This is a genomic window from Chloroflexota bacterium (assembly GCA_026710945.1).
Taxonomy (GTDB): Bacteria; Chloroflexota; UBA11872; order VXOZ01; family VXOZ01; genus VXOZ01.
Map to the genome: position 1 here is coordinate 1 of JAPOQA010000036.1, position 14,366 is coordinate 14,366.

Annotated in this window: 11 protein-coding genes; 9 read left to right on the forward strand and 2 right to left on the reverse strand. The window is 59.6% G+C overall.

The window, feature by feature from the left end; genetic code table 11:
• Positions 1–426: 426 nt before the first annotated feature.
• Positions 427–1,080 (forward strand): aminoacyl-tRNA hydrolase, encoded by a 654-nt coding sequence (gene pth, locus OXE05_07245; GenBank protein MCY4437114.1) that lies wholly within the window; start codon positions 427–429, stop codon positions 1,078–1,080.
• A gap of 323 nt (positions 1,081–1,403) precedes the next feature.
• Entirely contained in the window at positions 1,404–4,880 is a 3,477-nt protein-coding gene (mfd, locus tag OXE05_07250) for a transcription-repair coupling factor (protein ID MCY4437115.1), read from the forward strand.
• Between the two features lie 9 nt (positions 4,881–4,889).
• Here mfd and OXE05_07255 read toward each other — a convergent pair whose 3' ends face one another.
• Together OXE05_07255 and OXE05_07260 are read right to left on the reverse strand one after the other, a co-directional pair.
• On the reverse strand, positions 4,890–5,189 hold the full coding sequence (locus OXE05_07255) for a transcriptional regulator (GenBank protein MCY4437116.1): 300 nt from the start codon (positions 5,187–5,189) through the stop codon (positions 4,890–4,892).
• 29 nt (positions 5,190–5,218) lie between these two features.
• Complete coding sequence (locus OXE05_07260) at positions 5,219–5,515, reverse strand: type II toxin-antitoxin system RelE/ParE family toxin (protein MCY4437117.1); 297 nt, start codon at positions 5,513–5,515, stop codon at positions 5,219–5,221.
• Between the two features lie 153 nt (positions 5,516–5,668).
• Between OXE05_07260 and OXE05_07265 the strand changes: the two genes are divergently transcribed.
• The 7 genes from OXE05_07265 to OXE05_07295 form a co-directional block, all read left to right on the forward strand.
• Positions 5,669–6,025, forward strand: a complete 357-nt coding sequence (locus OXE05_07265; protein ID MCY4437118.1) for a nucleotidyltransferase family protein — start codon at positions 5,669–5,671, stop codon at positions 6,023–6,025.
• A 534-nt stretch (positions 6,026–6,559) separates the two neighbouring features.
• Positions 6,560–8,482, forward strand: coding sequence for an ABC transporter ATP-binding protein (locus tag OXE05_07270; GenBank protein MCY4437119.1), 1,923 nt, complete (start codon positions 6,560–6,562; stop codon positions 8,480–8,482).
• A 303-nt stretch (positions 8,483–8,785) separates the two neighbouring features.
• Complete coding sequence (locus tag OXE05_07275) at positions 8,786–10,171, forward strand: MATE family efflux transporter (GenBank protein ID MCY4437120.1); 1,386 nt, start codon at positions 8,786–8,788, stop codon at positions 10,169–10,171.
• A gap of 100 nt (positions 10,172–10,271) precedes the next feature.
• Positions 10,272–11,243, forward strand: a complete 972-nt coding sequence (locus OXE05_07280; GenBank protein MCY4437121.1) for a GDP-mannose 4,6-dehydratase — start codon at positions 10,272–10,274, stop codon at positions 11,241–11,243.
• 60 nt (positions 11,244–11,303) lie between these two features.
• On the forward strand, positions 11,304–12,737 hold the full coding sequence (locus OXE05_07285; protein ID MCY4437122.1) for a phosphoglucomutase/phosphomannomutase family protein: 1,434 nt from the start codon (positions 11,304–11,306) through the stop codon (positions 12,735–12,737).
• Positions 12,738–13,001: 264 nt separating this feature from the next.
• Positions 13,002–13,637 carry a dTMP kinase gene (tmk, locus tag OXE05_07290; GenBank protein ID MCY4437123.1) on the forward strand — a complete coding sequence of 212 codons (636 nt, stop codon included), beginning with the start codon at positions 13,002–13,004 and terminating at the stop codon, positions 13,635–13,637.
• Positions 13,638–14,075: 438 nt separating this feature from the next.
• The coding region (locus OXE05_07295) for a helix-turn-helix domain-containing protein (GenBank protein ID MCY4437124.1) at positions 14,076–14,366 on the forward strand (291 nt) is incomplete at its 3' end.

A 14,366-nucleotide genomic window follows, 5' to 3' on the forward strand; every position in this document is an offset into this window, starting at 1 on the left:
CCCTGTGGCGGTCTGGGTCTAGCCCAGCGTCGCCCCAAGGACAGACCCGACACTGGCACCGTCTTGTTCATCCCACCCGCCATCTGTCTGTCCTTCTCTCCCCATTCTCCGTGCCCCGCACCAGAATATTGAGACAACCTCTAGGGGAGAGGGCCGGGGTGAGGGGGTCTTTTTGCTACGATGGCCCTTTACGCTGGGCAGTGCCAAGACGTATCAGGGCAGAATCGGTGTGCATATGGAGAGATTTCAGGAGATCCACCCTCACCTTAGCCCTCTCCCGTCGAGGGAGAGGGAACTATTTCGCTACCGCTTGAGTTGCACAAAGGTCTCCTGGGGAGAGGGGTAGAGCCTGCCCCGTTCTCGAAACGGGCATGAGGGGAATCCTCAAGAAGACATAGGTATTGAAAAGCTAATACAGGTATTCAGATGATTCTCACACCGGAAGACCCCACCCGCTGGCTCATCGTCGGGCTGGGTAATCCAGAGAAGAGATATGCCGCCAACCGCCATAACGTCGGCTTTCACGTGCTCGACCGCATTGCGGCCAAGACCGGCGTATCCGTCTCGGACCGGCGCTTTAACGGCTGGTTTGGTAAAGCGACGGTGGGCCGGAATACCATGCTGCTTCTCAAACCGACTACTTTCATGAACTCGAGCGGCTCTGCCGTCGCCGCGGCGGCGCGATTCTATAAGATCCCATCGGACAACATTGCGGTGGTCTACGACGATATAGACCTGGAGTTCGCGCGTCTGCGCCTCCGCGCCGGCGGTAGCCACGGCGGGCATCGCGGCGTCGAATCAGTCATTGACGCATTGGGCCACCGCGAATTCGTGCGCCTGCGCATCGGCGTGGGACGTCCGCCGGCAGGAATGGACCCAATTGTCCATGTGCTCAGCGATTTCTTGCCGGAAGAGCAGCCCGAGATCGAAAAGACGATAGAGCGGACAGTGGAAGCCGCGCTGAGCCTTGTTTCTGAGGGTCTAGAAAAGACTATGACGCGCTTCAATAGCCGCGCCAAGGCAGCCGCTCAGACGAGCTCTTGTAAAGAGCCGCAGCCGGCAGCGCCGCCGGAGGCGTAGTTTGCCGACCTGGTTACGACAAACCGGAAGTGGCACTCAAGCTGTACATCATCTATAATCGAACGCCCCCTTGCCTTTCCACCCCGTGGAATGCAAAATCGCTGGGTTGAGGCCGGGAGTTCTTAGATTTCTCGCTGCGCTCGAAATGACAAGTGAGGCGTTCGAAATGACAATTGAGGCGCATGGAATGACAAGTGAAGCGCTCGGAATCACACATGAGGCGCTCAAAAATGACACGCAAGAACTCCTGCGGTCCGCCCTCAATACCGATAAGCTATTGCGACGTGCACAGGAACCTCGCATGCATGCAGGAAACAGCGTAGATGAATCTTGATGGCATTCGCGCGCTCCTGGCCCCTCTGCCGTGGGCGGAGAAGGCGCAGCGCTGGCTAAAGGCAAGCAGTTCGCAGCAGGTAGCATGCCGCGCGGGGGCGCGGCCGGTACTGGCTGCCCTCGCCCAGCAGCAAGCGGCGCAGCCGTTGCTGATGCTCTGTGCCGACCGCGACCGGGCGCACCGCTTTTACCAGGAGCTCTGCTCGTGGTCGCCGCAGCCGGCGAACGTGCTCTTTTACCCGGAACTCGACTACCTGCCCTACGAAAACCTGCCCCACTTCTCCAGCACGCTCAGCGCGCGCATCGCCGTGCTCGGCGCGTTGTTGGCGGGGCAAAGCGCCAACATGCCTGCCGGGGACTATCCGGTGGTCGTCACTTCCGTACGCGCCTTGTTCGAGCGGCTGCCGTCGCCGGCGGAGTTGGGCGAACACGTGCTCGTGCTGGCGCCGGGGCAGCGCACCGACCCGGCAGCGCTCAAGAATCGCCTGCTTCGCTTTGGTTACGAGCCCATGCCGCAAGTTGAAGAGCCCGGCACCTTCACCGGTCGCGGCGGTATTGTGGACATCTTCCCGCCGTCGGAAGACCACCCCATCCGCATCGAATTCTTCGGCGACGAGATCGACTCGGTGCGCCCCTTTAACGTCTCAACCCAGCGGAGCACGGCGCAGCATACCGCTCTCTCCGTCCTGCCTGCCAATGAAGTGCCGACGTGGCGCAGCGCCGATTTTGCCGCCGACGTGCGTGCGCTCGATCACAGCGGCCTGCGTCCGGAAGTGCGCGAACAATGGCAGCGCCACTTGCGCCTGTTGGAAGAGGGCGTGTTCTTTGAGCACGCGTCGTTCTACACCATGCCCTTTCTCGACTCCAATCTGCTTCACTACCTGCCGCATGGCTTGCTGTTCATGGAAGATGCGGCACACCTGCAAGACGCGGCCTCCGCCTTGGAAGCCCAGACCGCTGAACGCAAGAGCAGGCTTATTGCTGGTGGCGAACTCTCCGCCGACTGGCCGGAATCCTATCATGCGTCTGCCACGGTGCAAGAGCAGATAGACGCATACGCCCTACTCGACGTGCGCGACCAAATTGAGGATGAGAGCGACGGTCTCGACGTGTTGCCGGTCTACGCCGGTCGTCCCGGACGGCTGGCAAAGGGCGTCGCGCAGTTTAGCGGGCAGGGCATGCGCGTCGTGCTGGCTACAACGCAAGTTGAGCGCGTTACTGAGATTCTCCTGGAATACGACCTCGCACCCATAGTTTATGAGGCACTGCCAAGTTCACCGCCGCCGGGCAGCATCAGCGTGGTGCCGCTCTCACTGGCGGAAGGTCTTCGCTGCGAGCAAGCGAACTTACTCGTGCTCTCGGACGCCGAGATCTTCGGCTGGAAGCGGCCGCCCACGGCGGCCCGCCTGCGGCCCTCCGTGCGCGGTCAGCGGCTGTTGGACGAACTGCAGGTTGGCGATCACGTGGTGCACGTGGACCACGGCATCGGACGCTTTGCCGGCATCAGCCGCATGCCCGGCCCTTCCGGCGAACGCGAATATCTGGTGCTGGAGTTCGCCCGCGACGACCGCATCTACGTGCCCACCGACCACATGGACCGGGTGGAAAAGTACATCGGCATGGGCGAGCGCGTGCCGAATCTATCACGCTTGGGCACCCAGGAGTGGCAACGCGCCAAGCAGCGCGCACAGCAGTCGGTGGTGGATATGGCGCACGACCTCGTGGACGTCGCCGTTGCCCGCGAGTCCGAACCCGGACACGCTTTTGCCGCCGATACCGACTGGCAGCGGCAACTCGAACAGGCCTTCCCTTACGCGGAGACACCGGACCAGGAGAAAGCCATTACCGAAGTGAAGGCCGATATGGAGCAGCCGAAACCCACAGACCGCCTCATTTGCGGCGACGTGGGCTTCGGCAAGACCGAGGTGGCGATCCGCGCCGCGTTCAAGGCGGTGGCCGACGGCAAGCAGGTCGCTGTGCTCGTGCCCACTACCGTGCTCGCACTCCAGCATTACGAGACGTTGAGCAGCCGCCTGCGGCCGTTTCCCGTGCGGGTGGGTCTGGTCAGCCGGTTTCGCACGCCGAAAGAGATCAAGCAGCACCTGGCAGACCTCGGCGCAGGCACGCTCGATATTGCCGTGGGCACCCACCGGTTGCTCTCCAAAGACGTTGATTTCAAAGACCTGGGGCTCGTCATCGTCGATGAAGAGCAGCGCTTTGGCGTGGCGCAGAAAGAGCACTTCAAGCAATTGCGCAAGCAGGTGGACGTGCTGGCGCTCTCCGCGACGCCTATTCCCCGCACGCTGCACATGGCGCTGGCGGGCATCCGTGATTTGAGCGTCATCGAGACGCCGCCGCCCAACCGTCTGGCGGTCAAGACCTACGTCACCGCCTTCAATGACGACCTGGTCCGCGATGCGATCCAGCGGGAACTCAATCGCGGCGGGCAGGTCTTCATGGTGCACAACGACATCGAGACAATCTATTCACTGGCGTACCACGTGCGCGAACTCGTGCCGACGGCGCGGGTGACGGTAGGCCACGGCCAGATGGAATCCGACCGCCTGGAGAAGGTGATGCACGCCTTCGTGCAGGGCGAGTTCGACATTCTGGTCAGCACAACCATCATCGAGAACGGCCTGGACATCCCGCGCGTGAACACCCTCATCGTCAATGACGCCTGGCGCTTTGGGCTGGCGCAGCTCTACCAATTGCGGGGACGCGTGGGCCGCGCCGACGTGCAGGCCTATTCCTACTTTCTCTATAACCCGGTGAAGCAACTTTCGGAAGAGGCCGAAAAGCGGCTGGACGCCATCATGGAAGCTACGGAACTGGGGGCAGGCTTCAAGATCGCGCTGCGGGACCTGGAGATTCGCGGCGCCGGCAACCTGCTGGGATCCGAGCAGCACGGCTTTGTGAACGCCGTGGGCCTCAACCTCTACACGAAGATGCTCCAGCAGACGGTGCAGTCCATGCTCGGCCAGAAGCCCAAAGAAGACTTGCCGCCGGAGCAAGCCCTGGAGACCGTTGTCGATCTGCCGCTTGCCGCCTACATACCGGACGAATACGTGGGCGGCGTGGGCACCAAGATGAAGCTCTACCAACGGGCGGCTGCGCTGAAGGGCAGGGCGGATACGGAAGCCTTTGCCGAAGAACTCCGCGACCGGTTCGGACCCCCGCCGCCGGCGGTGAAGAACATCCTGGCGCTCTTGCGGCTTCGTGCCCGCGCGGCGGAGAACGGCATCCTCTCGCTGGCCTTCGAGGACGACGTGCTCGTGATCCGCTTCCGCGAGGAGCGCGTGTTCGACCGCATGCGCGTTTTCAAGGAGTTTGGCAGCGACGTGCGCCTGACCCGCAACGTGGTCCGCTGGCACGTGGGACGTCAGGAAGAGAAATGGCGCGACGGCTTGGATGCGCTGCTGGAGGTGCTGCTGGAATCGAAGGTGCTGGTGGGAACGCATCGATAAGGCCGCGGCCTACACGACCTGCCGCTCTTCCTGCCGGCGGTTGCCATGATCCCCTGTCTGCAACGGCGTATGACGTCGATACGCTGCTTCGAGGTTCAGCCAGAAGTCCGCGCCCGTGCCGAACGCATCGCCAAGTTCTCTGGCTATGTCCGGTGAAACGCAGTGCTTGCCAGCGATGATCTCATCTATGAGGCGCGCAGTACGACCCATGATGTTTGCCAGGTCGGTGCGCGACCAACCGCGAGACTCCAGTTCGTCCTGTATGAATTCCCCAGGTGGAAACGCCTCAGCTACCGTCCTCTTGGGCATGTGATAGTGCCCTCCTCTTTGCTGCTATCTCAGTGATAGTCTTCGATCGCAATCACTACGACAATCTTATTGGGCGGCTTTCCTTCATACTCAACTATTAGCCGGAATTGGTTATTCAAGCGCATAGAGTGCTGATGGCTGCGCGCGCCTGCTAATTTCTCGTAGTGAAAGGACTTCAAACGGTAGAATACCCGCTCGTCGGAGGCTGCGCGTATAGCCTGCATACGTTTGCGAAACGCTCTCACTACCGCTCGCGGCCATCTTCCACGGAAAGAAAGTTCGGTCTCCAACCTTGCTAGGGCGTTGTCCGCGAAGCGTACGTCCATCGTGATGCTTGCTTTTCCGATCTTTCAAGTATGATTATTACACTATCCTGAGTAGGATAACAAACGCAGGAGTATAAACTGCCATGAAGAAGAGGGCGGTTACGTATTCTGCGGAATGGGTTTGGTCTCTACTACGCTGTGGGAAGATATGTGATGACATCTAGAATGAGGCCGCCAAGAACGCTAACGTGTTCACACGCCCTGCGCAAGCTCGCAGCAAACCGATTGCAACTCAAGCGTCTCGGCGTAGAGAAGATCGCGCTCTATGGGTCGGTGGCACGAGATGAGGCCACTCCGCAGAGTGACGTGGATGTGCTGGTAGAGTTGGCCGAATCGTTTCTGACGCTGGTAGGCTACATGGACCTCTGTTTCTATCTGGAGGAGCTCTTCGGACGACGCGTTGACGTAACGACCTTCCGCAGCATCAAGCCCCACATGCGAGACCGCGTGTTGGCCGACGCCGTGTATCTGGAAATGCGAGAAGACGAGCCGGTAGGGTCCGGTTCTTGATGGAAAAGTAAGTACCAGCCACTCTCTCTGTCGTTAAATGAATAAACACCCGGGCAATTGACCCGGGTGTTTTGTTTTGTCATGTCAGTGTTTGCAATACACCGCAGCTTGTCTCATTCGTGTTAACAGTATACCACCTTGACGGTACACGCGCACATGTGCCGCCAAAACGGGGTATGTTGGACGGATTCTTTACGAATTTCGCCTGCCGCGTATACTGGCTGTTTTGTGCCCCGCACTGATGCGCAGGGCTAGGCGATCCACTCTCTGAAACGGCCGGACGGGCGTTTGTCTCGTCGCGAATCACCCTCACCCCGGCCCTCTCCCATCAAGGGAGAGGGTGAAAGAGGGTCTTGGCGACGAGCAGCCGCTTCGCCCCAAAGACAAACAGTGTGCTTCACGTCGGTGGACAACGGTCACGTCCGCAGGCAGAAGGGGGAAAGTCGACGGGCAGCCGCTCCATCCAATGGAGAGTAAAGCTCCGTCATGTCAGGAGCAGTCGCTCCACCAAAATGAGGGAACAACCAGAGCCTCTTGACCCACCCTTATCGCAGCGGTCGGCGTCGCCAGCCCGATGCCACCGCTGTTGTTCCTCGAAAGGAGGGCTTACTAACGCGGAGTAGCAAACTGATTTCAGGAGGGTATACCATCAAGCGAAACCATACGACCTACCAAGTTGTCACACGGCAACTGCGCGCCCATTGGCACCTCATCGCGGGCATCATCGCGCTTGTCATCGTGAGCACTAGCGTTAGTCTCGTCACTCCATTGCTCGTCAAGCGCCTCATCGACGAGGCGATTCCTACAGGCAATGTTGCCTTGATTGTGCCGTTGCTAATTGGCATTATTGCTTTTCCGCTGATCACAATGGCGCTGGGGGCGGTGCAAAACTACCTGCGCGCCAACATTGGCGAAGCGGTCTCGCAGTCGCTCCGGCGGGCGCTCTTCAACCATACCTTGTACGTGAAGATGCAAGACCTTGAGCGAATCGCAAGTGGGCGCATCATTCGCACCATAACCAAAGTCTGTGGCGAAATCGGCGAGGTGTACGTGAGCAATGAGTTGCTCCCCATGTTCACGAACGCCGTGCTCTTGCTAGGAACGCTGGGCGTCATGTTCTTTCTCAACGGCCGTTTGTTGCTGGTCAGCCTGATCGCCTTTCCGCTTTCCTACCTCTTTGCGCAACGGATGCAGCACTATGCGGAAGCAATGGACGGGGAATTGCACCAGAGCAGAGAACATGCCATGAGCTACCTGCAAGACGTGATTCCCGGCATGCGCACCATCCGTGCCCACACTGCGGAGCCGCATGAGAAAGCGCGGTGGCTGGAGTGGATCAAGGCCGACTGGCGCATCAAAGCAAAGATCGTTACTTTCCACAACCTGGTGTTAACGCTGCCGCTGGACCTCATTCAGAACTTCGCGGTTGGCTTAGTGTACGGCTACGGCGCATACGAGGTGATTAACGGTCGGCTGAGCATCGGCGGCTTGGTAGCCTTCATCATCTACGTGCCGCGCGCCTATATCGCATTGGAGGGCATCTTGGACGGCTACATAAGCACCGGCCAGGCCAAAGCCGCTGCCGGGCGGATCGACTCGCTGCTCAGTCTCCCGAGCGAGAATGACGAATCCGTTCGTGCTTCGAAAGGGCCTGTGCTGAGCTTGTCGAGGGGCTCAGCACGAACGGATTCACATGATGCGGTAACCGCACAAGACACAACTAGTCCAAGCGGCGCCACCATCGAATTTTCAGATGTCTCTTTCGACTACGGCCGGGAGGGTTTCGGTCTGGAAGATGTGTCTTTTCGCGTTGAACCTGGTGAATTCATCGGCGTCGTGGGTCCGAGCGGGGGCGGCAAGAGCACAGTCATCGATCTCCTGCTGCGCTTCTACGAACCGCGTTCCGGAGCGATCCTGGTGGACGGTACGCCTGTTGAAGAACTGCCACTCTCCCACCTGCGCGGGATGATCGGCCTTGTGCCACAGGACGTCTTCCTCTGGAACGACAGCATCCTTGCAAACCTCGTGTACCCTTCCCGCCAGCTACCCAGCGAGCATGTCGTCGCGGCAGCCAAGGCCGCGCAGCTCCACGGCTTCCTCGAGTCGCTGCCGAAAGGCTACGATACGCATGTTGGAGAGCGCGGTCTGGCCTTATCCGGCGGCGAACGGCAGCGTATGGCGATCTGCCGGGCCATCGTGGAACAGCCGCGCATCCTGTTGCTGGACGAGGCGACTTCTGCCCTGGACGCGCTCATCGACCTAGAGATACGTGCCGCTCTTGAAACTGCCCGGCGGGGTCGCACCACCATTGTCGTGGCGCATCGGCTGGTCACCGTGATGCGCGCCGACAGGATTCTCGTGCTCGATGAAGGGAAACTGGTGCAAGAAGGCGCACCCAGGTCGCTGCGCGAGCAGCCGGGCTTGTTCCAAGACCTCTACCAGGCACAGAAGCTGTAAACGCCCCCAGTGGCGGGTTACCTCGTAATTCTGCCCTGCTATCTCTCAAATCGCCCGGCATTTGACTAAAGGCCGACGCGGAAATCGACTCGATAAGCCGAATCGTGCTTCGATCCTTCGGCAAGCCTGTGCCGAGCTTGTCGAAGGGCTCAGGACAGACAGGCTCAGCACGAACGAGATTTACCTTTTCCGTTCGCCCTGAGCCTGTCGAAGGGCAAGTCTACGGAGCGATGTATTTATGAGACAAGCTCTAGACACTGTTGGCGCTTCCACTATACTAAACGTATGTCAACGCAAGTTAGTATGTTTCGCCAAATACGTGCGCACTTGGCGCTCTGGGACTGGCGACTCTTCACGTTCATTTTCCTTTTTCTTGCGCTGCCGGGCGTCTATCAGCTCTATCGCGTCCACCTGATCGGCAATGCCATCCCGGATCCTGGCGCTCTGGCGATCGTGGCCCAGTGGCAGTTTGTCAATCTCGTGATTGAAGTCTTTCAGGAAGCGACGGTTCTTGCCATCTACTTCTTCGTCGGCAGCCGCATTGCCAGCAGCGCCGTGGTGCAGTTGGACCGTCTGAAGAGTGTCCTTGTTTTCATATTCGTTGTCTCCACCGTCTTTACCGTGGCCGCTTTTGCTTTTCGCGGCAATTTCGTCGAGATCGTTGCTACGCCTCAGGCAATTCAAGCGGAGACGAGAGACTTCTTGGGCGTCACTGTACTTGGCACGCCTTTCGTTCTTCTATTCGCAGCGGCAATGGTCATCTTGCAAGCATTGAACAAGAGGGCGCTGATTTTGGGCATGGCCTTTCTTAACGTTTTGGTCAGATTCGCCTTCGATAGTCTCTTCTTCGGCGGGTATGCCTTTTCGTTGGGAACCGGCGTGTTCGGCGTCGCCTGGTCGTCTATCTTGGCCAGCATACTGCTATTTGCGGTCGCGATGTACGCGCTGCTGACTACCATGGGAGTCTCTGCATCGGCACTCTTAGCTAAGCCGACGTTTCAGGACATTCGTACCTATGTCGGGGTAGGCGCAGGTAGTGGGCTGGACAGCTTGGTCAGGAACGTTGCCTACTTCGTGATGATTATCCGAATTGTCAACTCGATCGGCACCGAAGAGATCGGAGGCTACTACCTGTCCATTCAAATCTTTTGGAGCTTCATGCTGGTGCCGGTGCTGGCTTTCGCGGATTCAGCCAAGGCGCTGTTCGCAAACAACAGCGCCAAGATAGAGCGTGTACGGCAACTTTGGCACACTTCGTTGATCGTTGTGGCGATGATGATGGTTGTCTGGCTTCTCTTCGTGCCATTTTGGGAGATGGCCGCCAGGGCGCTCAATCCGGACGAGGCTACAGTGGCATACGCTACAACGGCATTTGCCGTGCTCTTTGTCCCGTACGTTTTGTTCTCGTTCAACACCGTTACGGATAGCCTATTCTACGGGCTCGGCAAGACCCGGTACATGGCCTATCAATCAATTATCACGAACGGAACGGTCTACGCTATTGCTTTTCTGCTCTACGTCTCGGGGTTGTGGGAGCCGGACTTTCTAAGCGTAATGCTGCTATTCGGCCTCGGCATCCTCGTCGACTCGATTTTGACCACGCTCTTCGCGGTCAAAGCACTATATTTCGACCACGCTCCGGAACCAAGCACTGCCGAACCTAGCAACGCGCACGCAGCGCCTGAGTAGCCTGAGTAATAGGGTTCCACTGCGGTTGCCGCAGCCAATCACTGCCGCGTATAATCGCCACAGGAATCCACCCCTTCACGTGATGCGAGAAGCCGCCCCCATGCGTGTACTCATTACCGGCATCACCGGCTTTGCGGGCAGCCACCTCGCGGACGTGTGCGTGGCGCAAGGGGCCGACGTATGGGGCTTGGCGCACACGCCGGGGCCGCATCCGCATCTCGCGCACCTGGGCGATCGCGTGCAACTCCATAGTGCGAACATCGTTGACGAAGACGGCATGCAAGCCGCGCTGGCCGCTATCCGGCCGGACAGGATCTTCCATCTCGCTGCCCAGGCGCACGTACCGACCGCGTGGCAAGACCCAGCCGCGACCCTCACCACCAACATCCTCGGACAACTGCACGTCATCCTGGCGATGCAGCAGCACGTGCCGGCGGCGCGGCTGCTTGTGGTGAGTTCGAGCAACGTCTACGGTATGGTGGAGGAGAAAGACATCCCTGTCAGCGAAACAGCGCCCTTGCGCCCCGCTGATCCGTATGCGGTGAGTAAGGTCGGGCAGGACATGCTGGCGTTGCAGTATTGGCAGAGTCACGGGTTGTCCAGCGTGCGGGTGCGTCCGTTCAACCACATCGGACCCCGCCAGGCGCCGGACTTCGTCATCGCCCGCTTTGCGCGGGAATTGGCGGAGATGGAGGCGGGATTGCGCCCGCCGAACCTAACAGTGGGTAACATGAGCGCTAAGCGCGACTTCACCGACGTGCGTGACGTGGCTCGCGCCTATTGGCTGGCGCTGGAAAAAGGGACACCCGGCGCCGTCTACACCATTGGCTCCGGCGCCGCACGTTCGATTGACGAAATGCTGCAGATCATGTTGGGCCTCACGCAGGTAGAGGTGCGGGTGGAGACCGACCCGACGCTCCTGCGACCCGGCGACCTGCCGATTCTCCAAGCAGACCCGCGCGCATTCCAGGAGCAGACCGGTTGGCGTACAACTATTCCTCTGGAACAGACCTTACTGGATACCCTGGACTATTGGCGATTTCAAGTGCGGGCTGATTCCAATTTCCAATAAGACTCACGAATACAATGAGCACACTTCCTGCCATCTCTGTTAAGGAGCACTGAAACCAATATGGGTTCATCAGCAATTAGATTTGGTACCGACGGTTGGCGCGCCGTAATCGGCGACGACTACACGGTCGAAAACGTGCGTTTGCTTACGCAGGCGGTCGCGCAGCATTGGCTGAAAGCCCAACCGGAACCGGCGGAACGCGGCTTGGTCGTAGCCTACGATACCCGGTTCAATGCCGAGATGTTTGCCGCGGCCGCAGCCGAGGTGCTGGTCGGCAATGGCATTCCGGTTGCTCTTGCCGATGTGCCCACGCCTACGCCGGTCTTCGCCCACGCCATCGTCAACCGCCGGGCCGGCGGCGGAATAACCCTTACGGCGAGCCATAACCCCTTCGACTACCAGGGATATAAGGTACGTTCCGGGTACGGCGGTGCAACTCCGCCAGAGGAACTGGCCGAAATTGAGGAGATCGTGAGCACGCTGCATCCCCGCGACGTGCGCTCGCTGTCACTTGCCGAAGCGCAGAGTCAGGGCCTCCACGAGCAGTTTGACCCCGCGCCGGCGTACCTGACGCACATCAGTAAACTGCTCGATCTCGAGGGTCTGCGCGCTTGGGACGGCACGCTGGTGGTAGACGCCATGTTTGGCGCCGGATGCGATTGGTTCAGCAACATCCTGCAAGGCGGCTCCCTGCGGGTGTTTGATCTCCATAACAGACGCAATCCCATGTTCCCCAACTTGCACAACCCTGAACCGATACCGGGAAACCTGCAGGACCTCTTCAGCCTGGTACCGAGAATGGGGGCGCGGTTAGGTCTCGCAACCGACGGCGATGCCGACCGCCTCGGCGCGTGTGATGAAAAAGGTGAATTCCTGAATCAACTTACGGTAATGTCGCTGTTGGCGCTCTATCTGCTCGAAGTGCGCGGTCAGCGCGGACCGATAGTCAAGACGTTCACGTCCAGTTCCATGCTCAACCGCCTTGGCGAGCACTTCAACGTGCCCGTGCACGAAACGCCGGTGGGCTTCAAATTCGTGGCCCCGAAGATGCTGGAGACCGATGCGCTGCTGGGCGGCGAGGAGAGCGGCGGCTACGCCTTTCGCGGCCATGTGCCGGAACGCGACGGCATTTTGGCAGGGCTTTTCCTGCTGGACTACGTGGTGCAGTCCGGCCGCGCGCCCACGGATATAGTGGAACACCTGTTCAGCCTGGTGGGTCCCCACTGCTACGACCGCCTGGACCTGGACTTCCCGCAGGAGGAGCGAGAAAATATCACGGCGCGCATGCAAGCGCACGTGCCCACGAAAATCGCGAATGGCGAAGTCGTCGCACGCCGCACAGAAGATGGGTTCCACTATACGCTGCGCGACGGCGCGTGGGTCTGCGTGCGCTTCTCCGGCACGGAGCCGATCATGCGCATCTACGCCGAGGCGGACTCTCCTGAACGGGTGCAGGCGCTCATCCAAGTGGCGCGGGCACTGGCGGGAGTGTAACGTATGGCGTCCGACTCATGTCTTTCCTGTATGCGTTGCGTAATTCGCTGACAGCCTATGTCATTCCGGTATGTGTTGCGTAAGTCATTGAAAAAAGCTTCTACTCACTGGACTGTGTCGACCACACATGTCATTCCGAGCGCAGCGAGGAATCTAGGGTCAATGCTTCACCCAGTAAAGTGGCTTCAGCACTCTTAATTCCGCGAACATTGTTCGACGCTACGCTCGGAATGATAGTCCAAGCGTATGTGGGATGGAGATCGTATGGCAGACACCCCGCAGGGCTACTTTATAACGTTCGAGGGCGTGGAGGGTTCCGGCAAGACCACCCAAGTAGAGCGGCTTACCGAGCGTCTGCGGCGGGCCGGCCGCACGGTGGTGACCACCCGCGAGCCGGGCGGCACGCCCATCAGCGACCGCGTTCGCGGCGTTGTGCTCGACCGGCAAAACGTCGAGATCCATCCCCACACAGAAGCGCTTCTCATGTGCGCCTCGCGGGCACAGCTTGTGCACGAGGTCATCCGGCCGGCGCTCGACTCCGGGCACGTCGTCATTTGCGACCGCTACAGCGATTCGACCTTTGCGTACCAGGGCTACGCCCGCGGGCAGGACCTGACGACGTTGCGTTCGATTAATGCATTTGCCACCGGCGGCCTGGCGCCCGACCTGACAATTCTGCTCGATCTGCCCGTGGAGGACGGGCTGCAGCGTCGCTTCGGCGCCGGCGGCGACGGGTCGACCAATCGCATGGACAGCCTCGACGTGGAATTTCACCTCAAGGTTGCCGCTGGCTACCACGCACTCGCCGAATCGGACCCCGACCGCTGGCGTGTGGTGAGCGCGGCGCTCGGGGCTGACGAGGTTGCCGACATGATTTGGCAAATTCTGCCAAATTTCTAAACATTTCATGATAGAGTCTACGCAAAAGGATGTCCCGCACTACGGGGTAATTCTCTCTCCTTGGGCAGAGGGTTCGGGTGAGGGATCACACACTCCTCGTAGCGCGGGGGCTTGTCCCCCGCTTCTTAGAACGCTTTGCGAGCAGAAAAAGAGCAATGTTGCGCAGCAGCTACTGCACCGTTCCATAGCATGTACCGCGCGCAATAGGCGCCAAAGGATGGGTTCCCGCTTGCGCAGGACAAGACGGGCCAATGCTTGACTGGCGAGGGGCAATGACGAACTGCACTGCGGCAGGAGATTTCCATTGGGTGCAAAGGAGAATCAATGTAGCGCAGGGGCTTGTCCCCCGCCTCTGGGAGTGCTCTGCACTCGGACGAAGAGAGAAGATGGATTCGCTAGACTCACAAACGAAGTGCAACACTTTGCTAAGGTGTTGCCATGGGAACACAGTACAGTCAGCTTACCATTGAAGAGCGGTGTGAAGTGGCCCGACTTCACACCGCGGGACACTCGTACCGGCAAATTGCTGCAGCTCTGGATCGCGCGCCATCGACGATTTCGCGGGAGGTAAAACGCAATGGGACTCAAAGTGACGGCTACCAAGCGGGGTATGCCGCCGAACAGGCATGGGCGCGGCGCTGGGGAGGCGGCAAGTTGGAACGGGATGACGTTTTGCGGGAGAAAGTGCTGGGGTACTTGCGACAGTGCTGGTCGCCGGAACAGGTGGCA